Origin of the sequence: Bradyrhizobium yuanmingense (assembly GCF_900094575.1) — a bacterium.
GTDB classification, from domain to species: domain Bacteria; phylum Pseudomonadota; class Alphaproteobacteria; order Rhizobiales; family Xanthobacteraceae; genus Bradyrhizobium; species Bradyrhizobium yuanmingense.
Window position 1 is genome coordinate 830,973 of the sequence record NZ_FMAE01000001.1, and the last position, 21,759, is coordinate 852,731.

Here is a 21,759-nt window from a genome sequence, read left to right on the forward strand (position 1 = left end):
GCCGCCATCACCGCGTCAGCTTCTTGTACTTCACGCGGTGCGGGATGATGCTGTCCTGGCCGAGCCGGCGCATCTTGTCCTTCTCGTAGTCCTGGAAATTGCCTTCGAACCATTCGACGTGGCTCTCGCCCTCGAAGGCGAGGATGTGCGTCGCGATGCGGTCGAGGAACCAGCGATCGTGGCTGATGATGACGGCGCAGCCGGCGAAGTCCTCCAGCGCCTCTTCGAGCGCGCGCAGCGTGTCGACGTCGAGGTCGTTGGTCGGCTCGTCGAGCAGCAGGACGTTGGCGCCGGACTTCAGCATTTTTGCGAGATGGACGCGGTTGCGTTCACCGCCCGAGAGCGCGCCGACCTTCTTCTGCTGGTCCGCGCCCTTGAAGTTGAACGACGAGCAATAGCCGCGCGAGTTGACTTCCTTCTTGCCGAGCAGGATCAGTTCGTTGCCGCCAGAGATCTCCTCCCACACGGTCTTCTTGCCGTCGAGCGCGTCGCGCGACTGGTCGACGTAGCCGAGATGCACGGTCTCGCCGACCGTGATCGTGCCGGAGTCCGGCTTCTCCTGAGCGGTGATCATCCTGAACAACGTGGTCTTGCCGGCGCCGTTGGGACCGATCACGCCGACGATGCCGCCGGGCGGCAGCTTGAAGGTGAGGTTGTCGATCAGGAGACGATCGCCAAAGCCTTTGCTGAGCCCCTCGAAATCGACCACGTTGGCGCCGAGCCGCTCGGCCACTGGAATGATGATTTGCGCGGTCTGGGTCTGCTTCTCGCTCGCCTTCTTCAGCAGCTCCTCATAGCGCTGGTAGCGCGCCTTCGACTTGGCCTGGCGGGCCTTCGGCGACGAGGCGACCCATTCCTGCTCGCGCGCGAGCGTCTTCTGGTGCGCCGCATCCTCGCGGCCCTCCTGCTCCAGACGCTTCTGCTTCTGCACCAGCCAGGACGAGTAATTGCCCTCGTACGGGATGCCGCGGCCGCGATCGAGCTCGAGGATCCAGCCCGTGACGTTGTCGAGGAAGTAGCGGTCGTGGGTGACGATCAGGATCGCACCGGGATAGTTGCGCAGGTGCCCTTCCAGCCACGACACGGATTCCGCGTCGAGATGGTTGGTCGGCTCGTCCAGCAGCAAGAGTTCGGGCTGGTCGAGCAGCAGGCGGCACAGCGCGACGCGGCGGCGCTCACCGCCCGAGAGTTTCGTCACGTCGGCATCATCGGGCGGACAGCGCAGCGCGTCCATGGCCTGGTCGACCTTGCTGTCGAGATCCCACAGGCCCTGGGCCTCGATCTCGTCCTGCAGCTTGGTCATCTCGTCGGCGGTCTCGTCGGAATAATTGACCGCGAGCTCGTTGTAACGGTCCAGGATCGCCTTCTGCTTGGCGACGCCCTGCATGACGTTTTCGCGCACGGTCAGCTTGGAATCGAGCTGCGGCTCCTGCTCGAGATAGCCGACGCGGGCGCCCTCGGCGACCCAGGCCTCGCCGGTGTATTCCTTGTCGAGACCGGCCATGATCTTGAGCAGGGTCGACTTACCCGAGCCGTTGACGCCGAGCACGCCGATCTTGGCGTCCGGGTAGAAGCTCAGATGGATGTTATCGAGCACCTTCCGGGTCGGGTAGCTCTTGGTCAGGCCCTGCATGAAATAGATGAACTGGCGCGCCATCGGTCCCGTGAAACCTTCGATTTGAGGAAATTTGCTTCGCCAGCGATGTAGCGATCCCGCCCCCAAAGGGCAACGTTTTCCGTCCGTTCACCACGGATGAATACGGTCAGGAAACCATCCGGCCACCGATCCGGACAATTGAAACCATCTTTTAATAAATCAGGCCAAAGCTCGGTTTCGCGCGGAAACAGCGCCACCCGCTCAGAACGAACGGGGAGCACAGCGAGGCCGCATCATGGCTCTGATCGAGACCAATTCGCTTCCCATTCCGGCAGGAGCCGGGCGCACTTTCGGGTTCGCCTCGGAGATCAAGGCCTTCTGGAAGCGCTTCTTCGTCACCGCCTTCAATCCCTACCGGCCCGAGCTGCATTACATGCGCGGCCCCGGCCCCGCCTGGCGCGCCAAGCACGGCATGGATGCACCGCTTCGCTTGAAGCCCCGCGACCTCTGAGCGACGATCTCCTATCGGATTTTTGAAGGCGCAGGCTGCTTGCGCGCCGGCGCGATTGCGCGCAAACCATGGCCAGGTTCCGATGACGGCGCCCGCCTGGCGCCTTCACCTCTCGCCATGGATGAACGCTGATGAGCCGGCTGCGCTGCGCAATCCTCGACGACTATTTCAATCTCGCCCTCGACGTCGCCGACTGGCCGAAATTGTCGGATCGCGTCGACGTCACCGTGTTCAGCCATCCCTTCGCCTCCGAGCAGGCCGCAGCCAGTGCGCTCACCGACTTCGAAATCATCTGCGCGATGCGCGAGCGCACGGCGTTTCCCAAGAGCCTGTTCGATCGCCTGCCGAAGCTGAAGCTGCTGCTGACCTCGGGCATGCGCAACGCTGCGATCGACATCGAGGCCGCGAAAGCGCGCGGCATCGCCATCGGCGGCACGCAATATTCCCGCGATCCGACGGCGCCGCTCACGATGGGCCTGATCCTGGAATTGACCCGCGGCATCGGCCGAGAGAACGCGCGCATGCATGCGGGCGAGTCCTGGCAGACATTTGCCGGAGTCGAGATCGAAGGGCTGACGCTCGGCGTCGTCGGGCTCGGCAAGCTCGGCAGCAAGATGGCGGGCATTGCGAAAGCGTTCGGCATGAACGTGATCGCCTGGAGCCCGAACCTGACGCCGGAAAAGTGCGCTTCTGTTGGCGTCGGCTACGCCACCAAGGAGGAGCTGTTCGCCAAGGCCGACATCGTCACCATCCACGTGGTGCTGAGCGAGCGCTCGCGTGGCCTCGTCAGCCGCGCGGATCTTGCGCGGATGAAACCGACGGCCTTCCTGGTCAACACCGCGCGCGGGCCGATCGTGGATGAGCAGGCGCTGCTGGACGCTTTGCAGCAGCGCAAGATCGCAGGCGCCGGCCTGGACGTGTTCTCGGTCGAGCCGCTGCCGGTCGACCATCCCTTCCGCAAGCTCGACAATCTCGTGCTGACGCCGCATCTGGGCTACGCCACCACGGATGGTCTGCGCATCCATTACGGCCAGATGGTCGAGGCGATCGACGCCTTCACCAAAGGCGGCGAGCTGCCGCGGAAGCTGGCCTGAAACGAAAAGGGCGTGCCGACGGCACGCCCTTCGCAATCTCATCGAGTTGAGGCCCTCAGCGCACGGTGACCGGCGCGGGCAGCGGCGGCACAACGGTGGGCTGCGTCCCCGGGACCGGGCCCGCCTGGGCGGACATCGGAGCCGGCCCGGCAGCGCTCTGCGTCGGCGCAGCGGAGGCCGTCGCCGTTCCCGGCGGCGGACCACCCGGCATCACGACAACGCGGGTGCCGACCTTGACGCGCTCGAACAGGTCGGAGACGTCCTCGTTCAGCATGCCGATGCAGCCGGAGGAGACGAACTTGCCGATCGTCGAGGGCTGGTTGGTGCCGTGGATGCGGTAGACGGTCGAACCTAGATACATCGCGCGGGCGCCGAGCGGATTACCCGGGCCGCCGGCCATGAAGCGCGGCAGATAGGGCTGACGCTCGATCATCTCGGTCGGCGGATGCCAATCCGGCCACTCGGCCTTGCGGGTGATCTTCTGCACGCCCGTCCAGGTGAAGCCGTCGCGGCCGACTCGGACGCCGTAGCGGATCGCACGGCCGCCTCCGAGCACGTAATAGAGGTAGGTGTTGGGCGTATCGACCACGAGCGTGCCGGCCGGCTCCTTGGTCTGGAACGCGACCTCCTGACGGCGCAGGTTCGGCGGCAGCTGCACCGGCGCGGCATCGGGCTGCTCCTCGGGCGGCAGCGCGGCCAGGGTCACCGGGCGGCCATCCGTGCCCACGGGCGGCTGTCCGGCCTGGACCGTCCCAGTCGCGGAGGGACCGCCCACAGACTCGGGCGGACGCAGGCCATCGTTGGCGGGCGATTGCTGAGGCGGACGGTCGGCGTAGATCACCGCCGGCGGACCGGCGGGGCGGCCGTAGCGGGGATCGTCGGGCGACATCACGGGGCCCTGCGGCGCGGCCGAATAGACCGGCGGGGCGCCAGCCGGGCGCCCATAGCGCGGATCATCCGGCGACATCACCGGACCTTGGGGTGGGGCGGCCGAATAGACCGGAGGCGCGCCCATCGGACGACCGTAGCGCGGATCGTCGGCCGGACCGGGCGGGGGCAGCGAGGCATGCGGCATCGCCTCGTCGCCTTCGTCGAGCGCGTCGAAATTCGGCATGCGGTCACCGGGCCGATATTCGGCAGGCGCGCCATAGCTTGGCACCTGCTGGATCGGATAGCTCTGAGCCTGAGCGAGCGAGGTTCCCGCCGCAGCGACTGTTGCGGCAGCGCATATCGTCAGAAAGTGTTTGATCATCATCGCTCTTGTATAGTCCCCAAGCCCGACCGGACCGTTAACGGCCAGATGACGGAAGATAGCGGCACATTCAAGACATATCAGGCTTATTTGCGCCGGACTTGCCGATTTGTGATCCGCAAGACTACCGTTGCCCCGTTGCATCACGGGGCTGAAATCGTATCGCGCCTTCGATTGGCGCGATGGTCGGCCGCGATTTTAACGGAACGATGCGGAGACGTTGCGATATGGTCGAATCAGCCTGATTCGCCACCTTTTTGAGCTCCGATCCCGCGTGGCGAACGCGGCAAGCAGTACCGTCACCGCGTTCAGATGGCTCTTGAGCCCCGGCTACTTCCGCCGCCGGGGCGGAAATTCGCAATCGCTCAATGCTTCCCGGCTTTCGCTTCCTGTTTGCCGCGATCCTGCTGTCAACCTCCATCCTGGTGTTCGGCCTAGGGGCCGCCGCTCTGCTCCGGGCGACCCATCAGCAATATGTCAACAACCCCGGCTGGCGGAACGGGCCGCAGGAGCAAATGTTTGCGCAGGCGCCCGAGCCGGCCCAGCCGGTGCTCGCGGTGCTGCGGACCGAGCCGGAGCCACCTGCCGAGACCACGCCATCGCTGCGCGACCAGGTGCCGACCATCGCTCTGCCCCTGAGCGAGCCCGAACAGGTTGCTGCACTGACGACCGAGACCGACGTCCAGCCCGAGGCCGCCGCGCCCCTGGCTGAAGTGCCGGCCATCGAAGCAGCCAAGCCCGAACCGACCGTGACGGCCGCAGCGCCGGCTTCCATCGATACGCTGACCCCCGCCGACACCACGGCCGGGATTCCCGAGGCCCAGCCTGCCGCAATCGCCAGCGAGCCGGAACCAGCTGACCCGACCCTCGCCGCCGCGGCGCTCGATGTCGCCTCCGCAAGGCTCGCTGCGCTGAACGCCGCCACAGCGGCGACGGACGCGCCGGCGAAGGTCAAGGCCGAGAGCAGCAAGGCCGAGAGCACCAAGTCGGACAGCAAGGCGACCAAGCGCAAGGCCAAGGCCAAGAAGCGCCAGCGCGTGGTGCGGCGCCCGCCGCCTCAGCAGCTGCAGCAGCAGCTCGATCCGTTCGGTCAGCAGCAGCCGGCTTTCGCGACAACAACGACCGCACGCACGCGGTGATCTTACTTCTTCACCTCTCCCCGCTTGCGGGGAGAGGTCGGAATACGCGCGTCGCGCGGATTCCGGGTGAGGGGGTACAGGTCCGTCGATAGTCTCATCGTGTGGAGAGAGGCCCCTCACCCCAACCCTCTCCCCGTAAGAACGGGGCGAGGGAGCGCACCGTCATCGTGGCTGCAACCTCAAGCCGGGCCGGTCGCGATGGCCGGGCCGCCGGCCTGGCCCCATTCCGACCACGAGCCGTCATAGAGCGCGGTGTCGGTGATGCCGAGGCGGTAGAGCGCGAGCGTCAGCACGCCGGCCGAGACGCCGGAGCCGCAGCTCGTCACGATCGGCGCATCCAGCTCGACGCCGGCATTGGTGAAGGCGGCGCGGAGCTCGTCGAGCGGCTTCATCTCGCCGGTCGCGGCGTCGAACAGCAGATTGTAGGGCACGTTGCGGGCGCCGGGGATGTGACCGGAGCGGATGCCCGGGCGCGGCTCGGGCGCGCGGCCTTCGAAGCGATCGGCGGCGCGCGCGTCGATCACCTGCTCGTTGCGGCTTTCGACATTGGCGATCAGTTGCTGCATGCTGCGCACGCGGTTTGCGTCATAGCTCGCCGTGAAGGTCGTCGGCTTCGGCTTGACCTCGCCGCTCTCGGTCGCGCGTCCCTCAGTGCGCCACTTCTTCAGACCGCCATTGAGAATGCGCACGTTGCTGTGGCCATAGGACAGGAACATCCACCACGCACGCGGCGCTGCGACCCAGCCGCCGGCATCATAGAGCACGACGGTGTCCGCGTTGGAGATGCCGAGATTGCCGACGTCGCGGCCGAACTGCTCGGCGCTCGGAAACATGTGCGGCAGCGGGTTGGAATGATCCGACACCGCATCGACGTCGAAGAACACGGCGCCCGGCAGATGCGCGGCGAGATAGTCGTCCTTCGGCAGCGGCAGCACGCCCGGCAGCTTGAAGCTGGCGTCGAGGATCTTGACGTTGGCATCGCCGATGTGAGCGGCGAGCCATTCGGTGGAGACGAGGGGGTCGGTGGCGGTGGTCATTGAAGCATTCTCCGTTGGTCATTCCGGGGCGTGCGAAGCACGAGCCCGGAATCCATCGTGCCTCAGACTCTGTGGATCAATGGATTCCGGGCTCACGCTTCGCGTGCCCCGGAATGACGGGTGGAGAGGGCAAGGCCCTCACCCCTTCTTCTTCGGCTCCCACTTCTCCGTGGGCCCGCCGGCATCGCGCCAGGCGGCGTAGCCGCCGGCGATGTGGGCGACGGGCTTGAGGCCCATGTCCTGCGCGGTCTTGGCGGCGAGCGCGGAGCGTAAGCCCCCGGCGCAGTGGAACACGAACTTCTTGTCTTCCTGGAAGATCGGTTTTGCGTACGGGCTCTGCGGGTCGATCCAGAATTCGAGCATGCCGCGGGTGCAGGCGAAGGCGCCGGGGATGCGGCCGTCGCGCTCGATCTCGCGGGGATCGCGGATGTCGACGATGACGACGTCGCCGTTCTTGGAGATCTCGATGGCGTCCTTGGCGGTGAGCGTCTCGATCTCGGCATTGGCCTCGTCGATCAGCGCCTTGATGCCGCGGGTGATGGTCTGGGGCACGTGCTTCTCCCTCTTGTTGTCATTCAGGGGCGCGCGTAGCGCGAGCCCGGAATCTATTCCTCTACATGCACTGCGGCCCGATGGATTCCGGGTTCGCCCTTCGGGCGCCCCGGAATGACGACGGGAGGCATCAATGCGTCAATTCCTTCATCGCGGCTTCCAGCCCCTCGATCGTGATCGGATACATCCGATTGGCGAAGATGCGCTTGATGATGGTGGTGGATTCCGAATAGTCCCAGTGCTTCTGCTGCACCGGGTTCAGCCACACCGTATGCGGATAGGTGCGGATGATGCGGTCGAGCCAGACCGAGCCGGGCTCCTCGTTGACGTGTTCGACCGAGCCGCCGGGCACCATGATCTCGTAAGGCGACATCGAGGCATCGCCGACGAACACGACCTTGTAGTCGTGCGGGTATTTGTGCAGCACGTCCCAGGTCGGCGTGCGGTCGGTGAAGCGGCGCTTGTTCTGCTTCCACACGCCCTCATAGAGGCAATTGTGGAAGTAGAAATACTCCATGTGCTTGAACTCGCTCTTCGCCGCCGAGAACAGCTCCTCGACCTGCTCGATATGCGCATCCATTGAGCCGCCAATGTCGAAGAACACCAAGAGCTTCACCGCGTTGCGCCGCTCGGGGCGCATGTGCACGTCGAGGTAGCCGTGATTGGCGGTCTCGCGAATGGTGGTGTCGAGATCGAGCTCATCGGGCGCGCCGGTGCGCGCGAACTTGCGCAGGCGCCGCAGCGCCACCTTGATGTTGCGGATGCCGAGCTCAACATTGCCGTCGAGATCCCGAAACTCGCGCTTGTCCCACACCTTCACGGCGCGGTTGTTGCGGTTCTTCTCCTGGCCGATGCGCACGCCTTCGGGGTTGTAGCCGTGCGCGCCGAACGGCGAGGTGCCGGCGGTGCCGATCCATTTCGAGCCGCCCTGGTGCCGGCCCTTCTGCTCCTCGAGGCGCTTCTTCAAGGTCTCCATGAGCTTGTCCCAGCCCATGGCCTCGATCTGCTTCTTTTCTTCTTCGGTCAGGTATTTCTCGGCGAGCTTCTTCAGCCACTCCTCGGGGATCTCCGCCTTCTCCATGGCGTCGAGCAGGCTTTCCAGCCCCTTGAACACCGTGCCGAAGACGCGGTCGAACTTGTCGAGATTGCGCTCGTCCTTCACCAGCGAGGCGCGCGACAGGTAATAGAAATTCTCGACCGTATAGTCCGCAAGGTCAGCGTCGAGCGCCTCCATCAGCGTGAGGTATTCGCGCAGCGTCACGGGGACCTGCGCATCGCGCAGAGAGGTGAAGAATTGCAGGAACATGGGTAACAGATTGCCCGTCGGGTGGCGAACGTCAAGGGGCGCAGACCGTCGCGGGACGCTGGACCGGCAGGCTTTTTGCTCTAGAATTGGCGACAATGAGGGGTTGTTTGGGGGACGTTTGCAATGGGAATTCTCGCAGCGCTGATCATCGGTGCCATCGCCGGCTGGCTTGCGGGCAAGATTGTCCATGGGGCGGGATTTGGGCTGATCGGCAACATCGTCGTCGGCATCATCGGCGCGCTGGTGGCGAGCTGGGTTCTGCCACAGCTGCACATCCAGCTGGCAACGGGCACAATCGGCGCCATCGTCGATGCCACGATCGGCGCGGTGATTGTGCTCGTCATCCTTTCGCTGATAAAACGGGTCTGAAAGCCTGACCGAACCAGGAACGGCCGCCTCGAGCGGCCGTTCGCTTGTCGTGACCAGGGCATGAAATTGGCGATGCCCGGCGACGACGACCAACAAGGACGAGCAATGAAGTTTACCGGCACCAAGGACTATGTTGCGACCGACGATCTCAAGGTCGCCGTGAATGCGTCGATCGTGCTCGAGCGTCCGCTCCTGGTGAAGGGCGAGCCCGGCACCGGCAAGACGGTGCTGGCGGAGGAAGTGGCGAAGGCGCTGAACGCGCCGCTTCTGACCTGGCACATCAAGTCCACCACCAAGGCGCAGCAGGGCCTCTACGAATACGACGCGGTGTCGCGCCTGCGCGACAGCCAGCTCGGCGATGCGCGCGTATCCGACATCCGGAACTACATCAAGCGCGGCAAGCTGTGGGACGCCTTCACCAGCGAGCAGCGCCCGGTGCTCCTGATCGACGAGATCGACAAGGCCGACATCGAATTCCCCAACGATCTGCTGCTCGAGCTCGACCGCATGGAATTCCATGTCTACGAGACCGGCGAGACGATCAAGGCGAAGCAGCGCCCGATCATGATGATCACCTCCAACAACGAGAAGGAGCTGCCCGACGCGTTCCTGCGCCGCTGCTTCTTCCACTACATCAAGTTCCCCGACGCCGACACGATGGGCCGCATCATCGACGTGCACTTCCCCGGCATCAAGAAGCGCCTGGTCGAGGAAGCGCTGCGCATCTTCTTTGAGGTGCGCGAGGTCCCGGGCCTGAAGAAGAAGCCGTCGACCTCGGAGCTGCTCGACTGGCTCAAGCTGCTGCTCAACGAGGACATGAGCGCCGAGCAGCTGCGCGAACGCGACCCGCGCAAGCTGATTCCACCACTGCACGGCGCGCTGCTCAAGAACGAGCAGGACGTGCATCTGTTCGAGCGGCTGGCGTTCTTGAGCCGAAGGGAAGTGTAGGCACGCCGTAACGCGTCGCATGGTGCCGTGGGGTGGGCAAAGGCGCATAGCGCCGTGCCCACCATTCCTCCGTGATGGATGCAGATCGTGGGCACGCTTCGCTTTGCCCACCCTACGATATCGAGTGTGTCGCGAGCAGCCTCCCGATCCCGTCATTGCGAGCGCAGCGAAGCAACCAGAATCCCTCCGCGGAAACAGTCTGGATTGCTTCGCTGCGCTCGCAATGACGGAGCAAGGAGCAACGGCGTCGTTCTCCGCTGGCAATTCAATTTGCAGACACAGCTTCGCAGCCTCGCGGCTCATCTCGCCCGAGCTTTGCTTCATTCCGTCGCCCCAAAAGAAAGAGGGCGCAGGGAAGACCGGGTGCCGACGGGCACCCGCGGTCCGCTGCGCGAAAAGCACACGCAGAGAAACCGCACAGCAGCATACAGGTGTCGCCGATCACTCGGCCTTCCCTGCGCGATGGTCGGACGGCTTATGCCGTGCTCTCCCGGGAGCCGAATTCCTTCTGGCCTCCCTCGCCCCGCGAATTGACGATGCCGTCCGCCCGGTTGGGCTCGCGCGCATCTCCGCAAGAGGCTTGACCGTAGCAACGACGGCCAGGACCACACGGTTTTGCCGTACGCAGCTCATCCGGCTTCGCCAAGAGGCTTCGCCGGACTTCAGCGCCGTTCGTCTGCACGCGGCCTCGGGCTCACAGGGACTACCCGCCCTGCCCGCACCCATCGTGCCGACGCTGCCGCGTCCACCGCAACCCGGCCCGCGTTTCGAACGACTCGCGAACCGCCCCTCTTTCGTGAGCCGGGCTGGTTCGATCTATGCCGCAATTCCGAATTTCGGTAAAGCGGAATATTTTATGGAGAGGGGTTGACGGGGTGACGGGGTGTTTTGCCCGACGGGCTACGGGCCGTGAAGCGTCGCCGCCCACTCCAGCGCCGGCAGCACCGTGCCTACGAGCAGACCATATGAGAAGGCCTTTTGAACTGGTGTGGGCCGAGGAAACCATCCTATTCCGCCCATGAAGTACATTATGGCCCAGAGGCCGGCAAGGAGGGTCCAATCGCGCCAGCCCACGCGGAGCAGCAGACCGAGCGGAATAGCGGTGCAGAGAAAGACGATGCCGCAGATGGCAATCTGGCCAACGGATTGCCGCTCAGCGCCGGATTGGGGCATTTGGCGTTTTGCCTATCGGTGAAGCGCGTAGGGCGGATTGGCCGAAGGCGTAACCGCCACGGCTCGTTTTCACATCGAAAGAAACGGTGGGTTACGCCTACGGCCGCGCTTCGCGCCGCCGCTGGCTAACCCACCCTACGAAGATATCACGCCACCGCTGCGTCCGGAATCCTTGCGGCTTCCAGCGGCTGCTTACCGCGGATGAGGTCGGAGGCGCGGTCGGCGATCATCATCGTCGACGCATTCAAATTCGCCGAGATCATGCGCGGCATGACGGAGGCGTCGATGACGCGGAGGCCTTCGAGGCCGTGGACGCGGAGGTGGTCGTCGACGACGGCCCAGGTGGAATCCGCCGGGCCCATGCGGCAGGTGCAGCCGGGGTGGAAGGTGGTGGTGCCGCGTTGGGTGGCGGCGGCTAGGAATTCGTCGTCGGTGTTGACGTTGGGGCCGGGGAAATCCTCGTAGGCGTAATAGGGCGAGAGCGGCGCACTCTTCAAGAGGCGCCGCGCCAGCTTCATGCCGCCGACGATGACGCGGCGGTCGAGCTCGGCGTCGAGATAATTGGTCTGGATGATCGGCGGCGCGAACGGATCGCTGGAGCGGATCCGGACATAGCCGCGGCTCTCGGGACGCTGCTGCCAGGACGCCACGGTCATGCCGGGCTCGTCCTCGAGCTGGCCCTGCACGCCTTCTTTGTAAGAAGCCGGCGTGAAGGTGAGCTGCAGGTCGGAGCTCTCGGCGCTCTCGCCGGAATGCCAGAAGCAATAGACCATGGTCGGCGACAGCGACAGCAGGCCCTTGCGCTGGGTCGCCCATTTCAACGCCTCGATCCACAGCGAGAAGCCGCGGCGGAGCTCGTTGATGGTCTTGATGTCCTTGACGCGCGCCACCGTGCGCGGGGCGTAATGGTCCTGCAGGCCTTCGCCGACCGGTAGCGCGTGACGCACGGCAATGCCGTGCTGCTGCAATAGGTCCGGCGAACCGATACCGGAGAGCTGCAGCAGCTGCGGCGAATTATAGCTGCCGCCGGACAGGATCACCTCCTTGTTGGCGCGCACCTCGACCGGCTGGCCGCCGCGACCGCCCTTCATGTAGCGCACGCCGACCGCGCGCTTGCCCTCGAAGATGATCTCGGTCGCGTGCGCATGCGTATGCACATGCACGTTGGGCCGCTTCATCGCCGGCTTGAGGAACGCGGTCGCGCCGGAGACGCGCAGGCCGTTGTTGATGGTGCGCTGGCAGTAGGAGACGCCTTCCTGGGTCTTGCCGTTGTAATCGGGGTTGCGGGGAATGCCGAGCGAGACCGCGCCTTCCATGAAGGCCTCGCAGAGCGGATCGCGCCAGTTCATGGTGGTGACGATGAGGCTGCCGTCGCGGCCGCGATAGGTGTCCTCGCCCTCGCCGATCCGCTTCTCCAGCCGCCGGAAGTAGGGCAGCACGTCGGCATAGCCCCAGCCGCGATTGCCCATCTGCGCCCAGGTGTCGAAATCCATGCGCTGGCCGCGATTGTAGATGTGGCCGTTGATCGAGGACGAGCCGCCGAGCGTCTTGCCGCGCGGCGCGTAGATGCTGCGCCCGCCGGTCCACGGACCGGGCTCCTGCTGGTAGGCCCAGTTGATGCTCTTCATGTGGAAGGTCTTGATGAAGCCCGCCGGCAGATGGATGTAGGGATGCCAGTCGGACGGGCCCGCCTCGAGCACGCAAACGGAGGTGTTGGGGTCCTCGCTGAGCCGACTGGTGAGCACGCAACCGGCGGAGCCCGCGCCTACGATCACATAATCAAATCTATCCATGGTCCCTCGGCCGCCCCTAGCGCGGCTTGTCGTTGAGTTGGAATTCGAGATGCGCCTGCACCGTCGGCCATTCAGCGGCGGTGATGCTGTAGACGACAGTATCGCGCAAGGTGCCGTTCGGCGCGATCTGGTGGCTGCGCAGGATACCGTCCTGCTTGGCGCCCAGGCGCTCGATGGCGCGGCGGCTCTGGTGGTTGAAGAAGTGCGTGCGGAACTCGACCGCGATGCAGTTCAGCGTCTCGAAGGCATGGCGCAGCAGCAGCAGCTTGCACTGCGTGTTGAGCGGGCCGCGCTGCGCGCTCTTGCCATACCAGGTCGAGCCGATCTCGACGCGGCGGTTGGTGGCATCGATGTTCATGTAGGTGGTCATGCCGACGATCTTGCCGCCGGCATCGAACACGGTGAAGGGCAGCATCGAGCCCGCGGCCTGCAGGCCTAAGCGGCGGTCGATCTCCTTGCCCATGTCCTCCGGCAGCGGGATTGCGGTGTACCACAGCTTCGACAGCTCGCCGTCCTTGACCGCCTCGACCAGCCCTTCGCGATGGTCATGCGACAGCGGCTCGAGACGGGCATGCTGTCCGCGCAGGGTGATGGGATCGGGCCAGGGCATTCTATCGTTCCTTATGATTGTCATTCCGGGGCGGCTTGAAGAGCCGAACCCGGAATCTCGAGATCCCGGGTTCTATGCTCCGCATAGCCCCGGGATGACAATCGCGTTTTACGCGATTGTCACTTGTTCAGAAAATTCAACGGCAATCCGCCGCGCGGCCAGTCCATGGCGATCAGCTCGCCCTTGCCCGACAGCGTGATATAGGCGGTCTTCAGCTCGGGGCCGCCGAAGGCGATGTTGGTGGTGACGCGGTCGCCGGTCGGAACCTGTTCCACCAGGGTGCCGTCGGGCGCGATCACCGAGATGCAGCCGGAGACGAGCGTGGCGACACAGACATTGCCGTTCGCTTCCACCGCGAGCGAGTCGAACATCTGGTAGCCGCCAAGGCCGCAGATCGGCTGGCCGCGCTCGCCGCGATAAATCGGATCGCGCGGCTTGAGCGTGCCCGGCGCCGAGAGCTCATAGGCCCAAAGCCGCCCGGTCGGCGTCTCCGCGATGTAGACCGTATTCTCGTCCGGCGACAGGCCGATGCCGTTCGCCGGCAATACGCCATGCACGATTTCGACGATCTCGCTCATGCCGGGCTTGAGGTAATACATGCCGCCGACATCCATCTCGCGCGCGCGCCGCTTGCCGAGGTCGGAGAACCAGAGGCCGCCGTGCTTGTCGAAGACGAGGTCGTTCGGCCCGCGCAGATCGTGCGCGCCACATTTGGTCACGACGGTCTCGACCTTGCCGGATTGCAGATCGACGCGCTGGATCGCGCCGCCGAGATAATCGTCCGGCTGCGGACCCGGCATGATCATCTTGCCGGCCGGAATCCAGGAGAAGCCGCCATTGTTGCAGACGTAGATCTTGCCGTCGGGTCCGAGCGCGGCGCCATTCGGGCCGCCGGGAATCTTCGCCACGATCTCCTTGCGGCCGTCGGGATAGACGCGCGTCAGGCGCTGTCCCCGGATCTCCACCAGCACCACCGAACCGTCCGGCATCACGACCGGCCCTTCGGGAAATTCGAGGTCGGTGGCGAGAACGCGGACGCTGGACATTGGAGACCCTCCCGGCGGCTTGTTATGGCTTGCACGGGATGTCCGGCTCGGGCCCCCGCAGGCAAGATTTGCCTGCGGTTATGGCAAAGTCGCCGGGGCTTGCCAAGCAAGCGGGACGGTATGCCAGCGTTGCGTGTTACTCTCGCACCGGTATCCAGATTTCAAAGCCGCCATGGCCGGTCGCGGGATCGAATTTCTCGTCATAGCGCTCGAAGTTGGGCGCGTCCGCGGCTTTCAGGCCAGACGCCGGCAGCCATTGATTCCAGATCGTGTTGACGGTGCGCCGGATCGAGGCGACGTGATCCTTGTGCGTGAACACCGCATAGCGCTGCTCCGGAATGCGGATGCGACCGAAGCGGCGCGGCAGGTCGGAGAAATCGGCGACCTCGACGCCGGCAATGTAATCGAAATTGCCGGCATCATCGCCGTTGCAGCAGACGCCGTAGGCGACGTGACCGACCCGCGCGGGGATGTCGGCGACCTCCTGATTGAAGCGCTGCCACAGACCAGGGATCATGGCACCGTTGTCGCAGGAGATGCGCTCGGCGCAACCGGCGACGAGGAAGGCCTTTGCGGTCTCGAAACGCGGTGGGGCAAGATGGTCGAGCATGGTGGAATCCATGAGGATCGGCTCCTGTAGCCTGAGCTGGTTGACGCACGCTGCCGCCCTCACCGCTTCGGGCGTGGTGCCGAATTGGTCGCGGAACGCGCGGGTGAAAGCTTCGTGCGAGCCGTAATCCGCCTCCAGTGCCAGCGACAGGATGTCAGGTGCGCCCTTTGCCAGACTGCGCGCCGCCTCCGTCAGCCGCCGCGCGCGCACGTAGCGCATCACCGGCAGACCGACGGCTGCGGCAAACGCACGCACAATGTGGAACCGCGACACGCCCGAGATCGCAGCGATCTCGTCGAGCGTCATCGGCTCGGCCAGATGGCTCTCGATATACCAGAGCGCGCGCTGGGCTGGATTCATGGCGGTTCAGGCTCTCGTTCGAAGCGCGGTGATGATGCGCCGATCGGCATCACTTTGCTTGATCGGCATTGCTGTCGTTTGCATGAGGATAGCCGGTCAATGGAAGCTGGCAACGCCCCGGTGTTCGTGGCTACACTCGCCGAAACCGCTCACGAGAAAGAGGAACCGGGTCATGGAAATCACCGATGTGCGGGCGCACCATATCCGCATCCCCTATGATGCCGGTGTCGCGAGCTTCCGCCAGGGCGCGTCCGCCATCACCGCACTCGACATGGTCCTCGTCGAGGTCACGACCGATGCCGGGCTGACCGGCTGGGGCGATGCTTTCGCCTATGTCTGCCCGCGCACGACGCGCAGCGCCGTCGAGGAGATGATCGCACCGCAGGCCCGCGGGCTGGAGGTGCCCGATGCGGCCGGCATCCCCGCCGTGATGGAGCAGATCCAGCGCAATTTGCATCTGTTCGGCCGCTACGGCATCACCATGTTCGCGATCTCCGGGCTCGATATCGCATTGTGGGACCTCGCCGCGAAGGTCGCGGGCGTGCCGCTGCACCGCCTGCTGGGCGAGATCAGGCGCACGGCGATCCCGGCTTACGCGAGCCTGCTCCGGATCGGCTCGCCCGACAACATCGCCGCCGAATGCAGGAAGGCGCTCGCGCTCGGCTATGGCGCGATCAAGCTGCACGAGACCACGACGCCTGCGGTGCTTGCCGCGCGCGAAGCGATCGGTCCGAGGATTCCACTGATGGTCGACATGAACTGCCCGCTGACCGGGGACCAGGCGATCGCGTTCGCGGCGACATGCCGCGACGCGCAGCCGATGTTCCTGGAAGAGCCGGTCTGGCCGCCGGAAGACTTCGCCACGCTTGCCGAGGTGCGCAGCAAGAGCGGGCTCGGAATTGCCGCCGGCGAGAATGCCTGCACCGAATATCAATTCCGCCAGATGATGGAAGCGGGCGCGGTCAGCCACGCCCAGCCGTCAGTCATCAAGGTCGGCGGCATCACGGAATTCCTGAAGGTCGCAGGCTTGGCCGATCGGCTCGGCATCAGGATCGTGCCGCACTCGCCTTACTTTGGCCCGGGCCTGCTGGCGACGCTGCATCTGCTCGCGACGCGCGACGACGGGCTGGTCGAGATGTTCTATTTAAAGCGCGAAGCCTGCCTCTGGGGCGGCCGCGCCGATGTCGATGCAAGCGGCCATGTCGCGGTGCCGGCGGGTCCCGGGCTCGGCTACGAGCCCGATCGTGGCGTGATGGAGCGATATCGCGTCGCGTGATCGACGCGCCTATTTCGCAGCATCCTTCGCCGGCGGCGCGTCCTGCTTCTTCTTCAGATCCTCAGTGGTCTTCGCCTGCGCGGCCTGGAGATCGAGAAGCGTCTTCTGCAGGCCGGCGATGGCTGTCTTCAGCGCATCGATCTGGCGATTGGCAACATCCAGCTTTTGCTGATGGTCGAGGCTGAGCTTGGTGATCGTCTTCTGCAGGAAGTCGACATTGCTCTGGAGGCAGCTGGTGCGGCGCTCCATGGTTTTCTCGACCGTGCAGATCTCGATGCCGGGCACGTCCTGCGCGAGCACCGGCAGAGGCGCCAGCGTGGCGAGCAGCAACATTGCGAAACAAATTCCGGCGTTTCGAAGCAGCATGAAAGTTCCTCGGCCAGTCGATCACATCAATGTGCGCTGTTTGCGCGCTGCAGCGTGAGGCTACCACACTCGCACCGCATTCTCGCGTTGAGCTTGGGCCCGTTCCCCTGGGACGGGGAGCAGTGAACCGCATGCGGGAGAAGTGGGCGCTCTCCGCGGCTTTGTTTAGGGGAGATTTTCGGAATGGCAACGCGCGATAGACGTTTGGCGGAATTCGACGGCGCCGGAGAACCACCGCCGGGCCTGCCACTTGAAGTGCTGTGCGAGGATCACAGCGGGACGTATCAACTGCCGTTCGCCTGCCGCTATGTCGAAGGACGCTGGCAAAACCACGAGGCCGGGATTGCGGTGGAAGCAACCGTGATCGGCTGGCGCCTGCCGCGCCTGAAGCAGCGCGGGGCCGCCTGAAGGCGGTGTCTGTTTCAAAATGCGACGGGGCCGCGCTGCGCTTTAACCTTCGGAACGCGGCCCGAACGAATCACGTCCGAATCAGCCGAAGCGCCTTGTACGCACCTGTTCACGGCTAGATCTCGCTGCGGTCCGGCAGGGGCGCACAATATCTGCGCAGCCGGCCGGATCGCAGGCGCCTGTCACCGGGTCCAAAGGTTAATTGTTGCAAAGGCATAGCGCTGCGGTCCGCAGCGGACGGCCGCCGCCCTCGAAACAGGCAGGCCGTGCAACGCCTGCCTAATACTCGACCTCGAGCTCCTCGATCTCGGCCGGCTCCTCCTTCGCCGCCGCGACCCATTCCTGCATCTCGGGCATGGCCATGATGGTGTCGGCATAGGCCTTGAGCGGCGGTGCGAGCTTGACGTCATAGGTCACGAAGCGCGTTACGACGGGAGCGTACATCGCATCCGCCATGGTGCGCTTCTCGCCAAACAGGAAGGGACCGCCCGATTTCTCCAGGCAGTCGCGCCAGATGAACCAGACCCGGTCGATATCGGCCTGCGCCCGCGACCAGATCTTGAAGCCGGGAAAGTGCCCCTTCAGGTTGACCGGCAGCGAGGCGCGCAGCGTGGTGAAGCCGGAATGGATTTCGCCCGAGATCGAGCGGCAATGGGCGCGCTGGATGCGGTCGGCCGGCAACAGGCCGGCGTCCGGCATGACCTCGTTGAGATATTCGGCAATCGCCAGCGTGTCCCAGACCACGGCGCTCTCGTGCCGCAGGCACGGCACCAGGATCGAGGACGACAGCAGCAGGATCTCCGCACGCGCCGACGGATCGTCCGGCGCGGTGACGATCTCCTCGAAATCGAGCCCGGAGAATTTCGTCAGCAGCCAGCCACGCAGCGACCAGGACGAGTAGTTCTTGCTGCTGATGGTCAGTGTCGCCTTCGCCATAGAGCCCTTCCCTCACGCCTGGGCAACGCACCGCCGCGCGTGCGTGCCCGTGATCTGTGCCTACCCGACCGGGGCGCAGCAAGCGACGTGCCAATTTTCCGGGCGGTCCGGCTCCCGTCTGGCTTCGATATTGCATCACGACAGGAGGCAAGTGGGCGCTTCAGTATGATGTCGATGTATTATCAGGCTTTTCAGAACCACATGGACCTGACGGCGCCATGGCGCGCGGGGGCTTCGTCCGCACTCAAATTCCTCAATCTGGTGCCTCAGGGCTCATCGGACCAAGTGGTCGGCCGGCTTTCGGCCGCGCTGGAGCTGATCTCGCGCTCCACCCTCACCTATGACCGTCCCGCCTACGGCATCGACAGCGTCATGGTGGGCAACCGCGACGTCGCGGTCAGCGAGGAGATCGCCTACGCGACGCCGTTCGGCTCGCTGCTGCACTTCAGGAAACACGGCGTGGCCGAGCAGCCGCGCATGCTGCTGGTTGCGCCGATGTCCGGACACTTCGCCACGCTCCTGCGCGGCACCGTGAAGACGCTGCTGCAGGACCACGACGTCTACATCACCGACTGGCACAATCCGCGCGACATCCCGCGCAGCGAGGGCCGCTTCGGGCTCGACGACTACACCGAGCACCTGATCGACTTCCTCGGGCAGCTCGGGCCGCGCCCGCACATGGTGGCGATCTGCCAGCCGTCCGTCTCCGCGCTCGCGGCCGCCGCGATCATGTGCGAGGACAACCATCCCTCGCGCCCGGCGACGCTGACGCTGATGGCCGGCCCGATCGACACACGGATCCAGCCGACCAGGGTCAACGAATTCGCCAAGAGCAAGCCGATCGAATGGTTCGAGCGCAATCTGATCAACTACGTGCCGGTGCAGTGCCGCGGCGCTCTGCGCAAGGTGTATCCCGGCTTCGTGCAGCTCACCGCCTTCGTCTCGATGAATCTCGAGCGCCACATCAAGCAGCATCTCGACCTCGCCAACCACATCGCCAAGGGCGAGAAGGAGAAGGCCGCGACCATCAAGACCTTCTACGACGAATATTTCGCCGTGATGGATCTGCCGGCCGAATTCTACATCGAGACCGTGCGCGACGTGTTCCAGGAGCATCTCCTGCCGCAAGGCAAGCTGATGCATCGCGGCCGTCCGGTGAACACCAGGGCGGTCAGCCGCATGGGGCTGATGACGGTCGAGGGCGAGAAGGACGACATCTGCTCGATCGGCCAGACGCTCGCCGCCCAGGACCTCTGCACCGGCGTACGCGCCTATCGCCGCGTCCACCACATGCAGGCCGGCGTCGGCCATTACGGCGTGTTCTCCGGCAAGCGCTGGAACAACGAGATCTATCCGCTGCTGCGGGATTTCGTGCACGTGAATTCGTGAGGCGCACGCCGGGGCGCACGAGAGCTACTCTTCAAGCTCGTATCGCGCTGGGCCACGCGATGATTTGCCCTGACATCACAAGGCGGTTGCGCCCGCTCTCCTTGGCGGCGTAGAGCGCCTTATCCGCGGCCGCTATCAACGACGTGAAATCAGCATTATCGCCGAACGACATATGTGTGGCGCCACCAATACTGAGGGTGACCTGCTTGGATGGCGGGTTGAGCGCGTGCAGGATGCCGAGGTCTTGAATCGCTTGCCGGATTCGCTCGCCGACCTGCTCGCACCCTCCCGTGTCCGTATTTGGTAGCAGCAAGGCGAATTCCTCACCACCATACCGAGCGGCCAAGTCTGCTGGCCGCCGGGCCTGTTCTGCCAGGACCCCGGCGACCGAGCGGAGACATGCATCGCCCGCCTGATGCCCGTACTGATCATTGAAACTCTTGAAATGATCGACATCCATCAGCAACAGTGACAGAGGCCTTCCTTCGCGCCTGGCTCGGTCCCATTCCGCCTCTAGCCGCTCGTCGAAGTGTCTGCGGTTTGCCAAGTCCGTCAGGCCATCCGAACTGGCGAGAGCCGCCAGCTTATCTTCCAGGTCCTTACGTTCGGTCATGTCGCGCGAGATCGCCACCACGCCGTTGATGTCTCCACTCTGCGCACTCCTGGCGACGCGCAGCGCGGTTTCGATCCAGACCTCGCCTTTCTCGCGATGCCGAGTGCGATAAGTGATTCTCGCCTCCTCGGCTTCGCCGTTCATCAACGCGGAGATCGTCTCCTCAACCCGCGCCAGATCCGCCGGATTTATGCCGGCGAGGGCCGACGTATCCACCAATTCGTTCGGAGCCCAGCCGAGGACTCGCGCGCTGGACGGCGACGTATAGAGAATCCGTCCATCGACCGCTATACGCATGACCATGTCTCCCGACTGCTCCGCGAGGAGACGAAAATCCGCCTCCTTGGCGATCAGAGCAGCGGCCATCTTCTGCCGCATGTGCAACTGGCGCACCAGCCAAACCCCCGCAACAGCGAGCCCTCCTATCAGTCCCAGCACCGCAACCACGCGCGTCAGCGCCGCTTTGCGCCAGGGGGCCAAGACGTCGTCTTCCGATTCCGTCGCAACCACGACAACAGGGTAGCGACTGCTGAGTTGATAAAAGCTCAGACGCCGAACGCCGTCGAGAGGCGACGTGAAGTAGTAGACGTCCGCACTTGGCCGCTCGCGGAAATTCCTAAAAAGCGGTGCATTCGACAGATCGCGACCCGTATATCCGTTGTCCGGGCTACGCGCGAGGACAACGCCCTTCGCGGTCGCCAGTGCAATTGAGCCGTTCTGGCCAACGTCGAATCCGCGATAGAATTGCAAAAAATAGTCGACATCGATCGTGGTAAGAGCCACTCCGGCAAAACTGCCGTCAGGATGATCGAAGCGCCTTGACGCAGTGATGATCCATTGCCCCCCCGATCTGCTCCTCACTGGACCCCCAATGAAGGTTCCTCGCTCAGCCACGGCGCGATGATGCTGGAAATACTCGCGGTCGCTGTTGTTGAGGCCGGCGAAATCCACGGGCTCGCTGGTTGCGAGCCAGCGGCCGGTCTCGTCATAGACGAACACAGCTCGAATCCGGTTCGCGGCTTTGCGCCGGGAAAGAAAGGTCTGAATCTTCGCGATCGCCGCCGGGCTGGTCCCCTCGAGTTCGAGTTGGCCGACCAACACATTGAGAACGGTGTCCGCGAGTTCGAACGTATCGTCCGCGTGTTGCGTCACCGACCGGGCCAGATTGGCCACGTCTGTTTCCGAGCCCTTCAGCAGCGTCTGTCGCTGGGACCACTCCCGCCAGCCGCTGAGCGCGAAAATCGCCAAGCAAGCGACCGCCACGAACGCGGAGGCCCAGAGCGTCAGACGCCCCTTCCGAAGATCGCTGCGGTGATCGATCAAGAGATGCTCCCTGCACCCTCAACCCCGTAAACGCCTTGGGCTAAAGGATGG

Annotated in this window: 20 protein-coding genes; 8 read left to right on the forward strand and 12 right to left on the reverse strand. The window is 64.6% G+C overall.

The genetic code is table 11. From position 1 onward, the window contains the following. Positions 1-7: 7 nt before the first annotated feature. On the reverse strand, positions 8-1,657 hold the full coding sequence (gene ettA / locus GA0061099_RS03820) for an energy-dependent translational throttle protein EttA (RefSeq protein ID WP_036028509.1): 1,650 nt from the start codon (positions 1,655-1,657) through the stop codon (positions 8-10). Positions 1,658-1,892: 235 nt separating this feature from the next. On the opposite strand from ettA, the gene GA0061099_RS03825 reads away from it, so the two are divergent. After that, a complete protein-coding gene (locus GA0061099_RS03825) occupies positions 1,893-2,108 on the forward strand; it encodes a hypothetical protein (protein ID WP_036028511.1) in 216 nt (71 codons plus the stop codon). A 131-nt stretch (positions 2,109-2,239) separates the two neighbouring features. Continuing rightward, positions 2,240-3,202, forward strand: coding sequence for a D-2-hydroxyacid dehydrogenase family protein (locus GA0061099_RS03830; RefSeq protein ID WP_036028514.1), 963 nt, complete (start codon positions 2,240-2,242; stop codon positions 3,200-3,202). Positions 3,203-3,257: 55 nt separating this feature from the next. Here GA0061099_RS03830 and GA0061099_RS03835 read toward each other — a convergent pair whose 3' ends face one another. Next, positions 3,258-4,454, reverse strand: coding sequence for a L,D-transpeptidase family protein (locus GA0061099_RS03835; RefSeq protein WP_036028560.1), 1,197 nt, complete (start codon positions 4,452-4,454; stop codon positions 3,258-3,260). 368 nt (positions 4,455-4,822) lie between these two features. On the opposite strand from GA0061099_RS03835, the gene GA0061099_RS03840 reads away from it, so the two are divergent. Then, positions 4,823-5,593: a hypothetical protein gene (locus GA0061099_RS03840; RefSeq protein WP_050996045.1), complete on the forward strand. Its 771-nt coding sequence runs from the start codon at positions 4,823-4,825 to the stop codon at positions 5,591-5,593. Between the two features lie 179 nt (positions 5,594-5,772). Here GA0061099_RS03840 and sseA read toward each other — a convergent pair whose 3' ends face one another. The 3 genes from sseA to GA0061099_RS03855 all read right to left on the reverse strand — a co-directional run bounded on the left by sseA (position 5,773) and on the right by GA0061099_RS03855 (position 8,488). After that, positions 5,773-6,630 carry a 3-mercaptopyruvate sulfurtransferase gene (gene sseA / locus GA0061099_RS03845; RefSeq protein WP_036028518.1) on the reverse strand — a complete coding sequence of 286 codons (858 nt, stop codon included), beginning with the start codon at positions 6,628-6,630 and terminating at the stop codon, positions 5,773-5,775. A gap of 138 nt (positions 6,631-6,768) precedes the next feature. Continuing rightward, positions 6,769-7,182: a rhodanese-like domain-containing protein gene (locus GA0061099_RS03850; protein WP_028179894.1), complete on the reverse strand. Its 414-nt coding sequence runs from the start codon at positions 7,180-7,182 to the stop codon at positions 6,769-6,771. A gap of 130 nt (positions 7,183-7,312) precedes the next feature. Beyond that, positions 7,313-8,488 carry a vWA domain-containing protein gene (locus GA0061099_RS03855; RefSeq protein ID WP_036028524.1) on the reverse strand — a complete coding sequence of 392 codons (1,176 nt, stop codon included), beginning with the start codon at positions 8,486-8,488 and terminating at the stop codon, positions 7,313-7,315. 123 nt (positions 8,489-8,611) lie between these two features. Here GA0061099_RS03855 and GA0061099_RS03860 point away from each other — a divergent pair, with 123 nt between their 5' ends. Beyond that, entirely contained in the window at positions 8,612-8,857 is a 246-nt protein-coding gene (locus GA0061099_RS03860) for a GlsB/YeaQ/YmgE family stress response membrane protein (protein WP_036028526.1), read from the forward strand. A gap of 105 nt (positions 8,858-8,962) precedes the next feature. After that, positions 8,963-9,805, forward strand: coding sequence for an AAA family ATPase (locus GA0061099_RS03865; protein WP_036013181.1), 843 nt, complete (start codon positions 8,963-8,965; stop codon positions 9,803-9,805). Positions 9,806-11,124: 1,319 nt separating this feature from the next. Here the strand turns inward: GA0061099_RS03865 and GA0061099_RS03875 are convergent. From GA0061099_RS03875 to GA0061099_RS03895, 4 genes are all read right to left on the reverse strand, one after another. Then, the gene (locus GA0061099_RS03875) at positions 11,125-12,771 is read right to left on the reverse strand and encodes a GMC family oxidoreductase (protein ID WP_036028528.1); all 1,647 of its coding nucleotides are present in this window, start codon (positions 12,769-12,771) and stop codon (positions 11,125-11,127) included. Between the two features lie 16 nt (positions 12,772-12,787). Next, on the reverse strand, positions 12,788-13,381 hold the full coding sequence (locus GA0061099_RS03880) for a GNAT family N-acetyltransferase (RefSeq protein ID WP_036028531.1): 594 nt from the start codon (positions 13,379-13,381) through the stop codon (positions 12,788-12,790). Positions 13,382-13,500: 119 nt separating this feature from the next. After that, positions 13,501-14,427 (reverse strand): SMP-30/gluconolactonase/LRE family protein, encoded by a 927-nt coding sequence (locus tag GA0061099_RS03890; protein WP_036013170.1) that lies wholly within the window; start codon positions 14,425-14,427, stop codon positions 13,501-13,503. 136 nt (positions 14,428-14,563) lie between these two features. Next, entirely contained in the window at positions 14,564-15,397 is an 834-nt protein-coding gene (locus tag GA0061099_RS03895) for an AraC family transcriptional regulator (RefSeq protein WP_036013167.1), read from the reverse strand. A gap of 172 nt (positions 15,398-15,569) precedes the next feature. Between GA0061099_RS03895 and GA0061099_RS03900 the strand changes: the two genes are divergently transcribed. After that, complete coding sequence (locus GA0061099_RS03900) at positions 15,570-16,673, forward strand: mandelate racemase/muconate lactonizing enzyme family protein (protein WP_036028533.1); 1,104 nt, start codon at positions 15,570-15,572, stop codon at positions 16,671-16,673. 9 nt (positions 16,674-16,682) lie between these two features. Here the strand turns inward: GA0061099_RS03900 and GA0061099_RS03905 are convergent, their stop codons facing one another. Next, positions 16,683-17,039 (reverse strand): hypothetical protein, encoded by a 357-nt coding sequence (locus tag GA0061099_RS03905; RefSeq protein ID WP_036028535.1) that lies wholly within the window; start codon positions 17,037-17,039, stop codon positions 16,683-16,685. A gap of 183 nt (positions 17,040-17,222) precedes the next feature. Here GA0061099_RS03905 and GA0061099_RS03910 point away from each other — a divergent pair, with 183 nt between their 5' ends. After that, the gene (locus GA0061099_RS03910; protein WP_036028537.1) at positions 17,223-17,447 is read left to right on the forward strand and encodes a hypothetical protein; all 225 of its coding nucleotides are present in this window, start codon (positions 17,223-17,225) and stop codon (positions 17,445-17,447) included. Between the two features lie 279 nt (positions 17,448-17,726). Here GA0061099_RS03910 and GA0061099_RS03915 read toward each other — a convergent pair whose 3' ends face one another. Beyond that, on the reverse strand, positions 17,727-18,383 hold the full coding sequence (locus GA0061099_RS03915) for a glutathione S-transferase family protein (RefSeq protein ID WP_036013147.1): 657 nt from the start codon (positions 18,381-18,383) through the stop codon (positions 17,727-17,729). Between the two features lie 165 nt (positions 18,384-18,548). On the opposite strand from GA0061099_RS03915, the gene GA0061099_RS03920 reads away from it, so the two are divergent. Further along, positions 18,549-19,772 (forward strand): polyhydroxyalkanoate depolymerase, encoded by a 1,224-nt coding sequence (locus GA0061099_RS03920; RefSeq protein WP_081492994.1) that lies wholly within the window; start codon positions 18,549-18,551, stop codon positions 19,770-19,772. A 31-nt stretch (positions 19,773-19,803) separates the two neighbouring features. Here GA0061099_RS03920 and GA0061099_RS03925 read toward each other — a convergent pair whose 3' ends face one another. Beyond that, positions 19,804-21,708, reverse strand: coding sequence for a diguanylate cyclase domain-containing protein (locus GA0061099_RS03925; protein ID WP_074447542.1), 1,905 nt, complete (start codon positions 21,706-21,708; stop codon positions 19,804-19,806). Between the last annotated feature and the right edge of the window lie 51 nt (positions 21,709-21,759).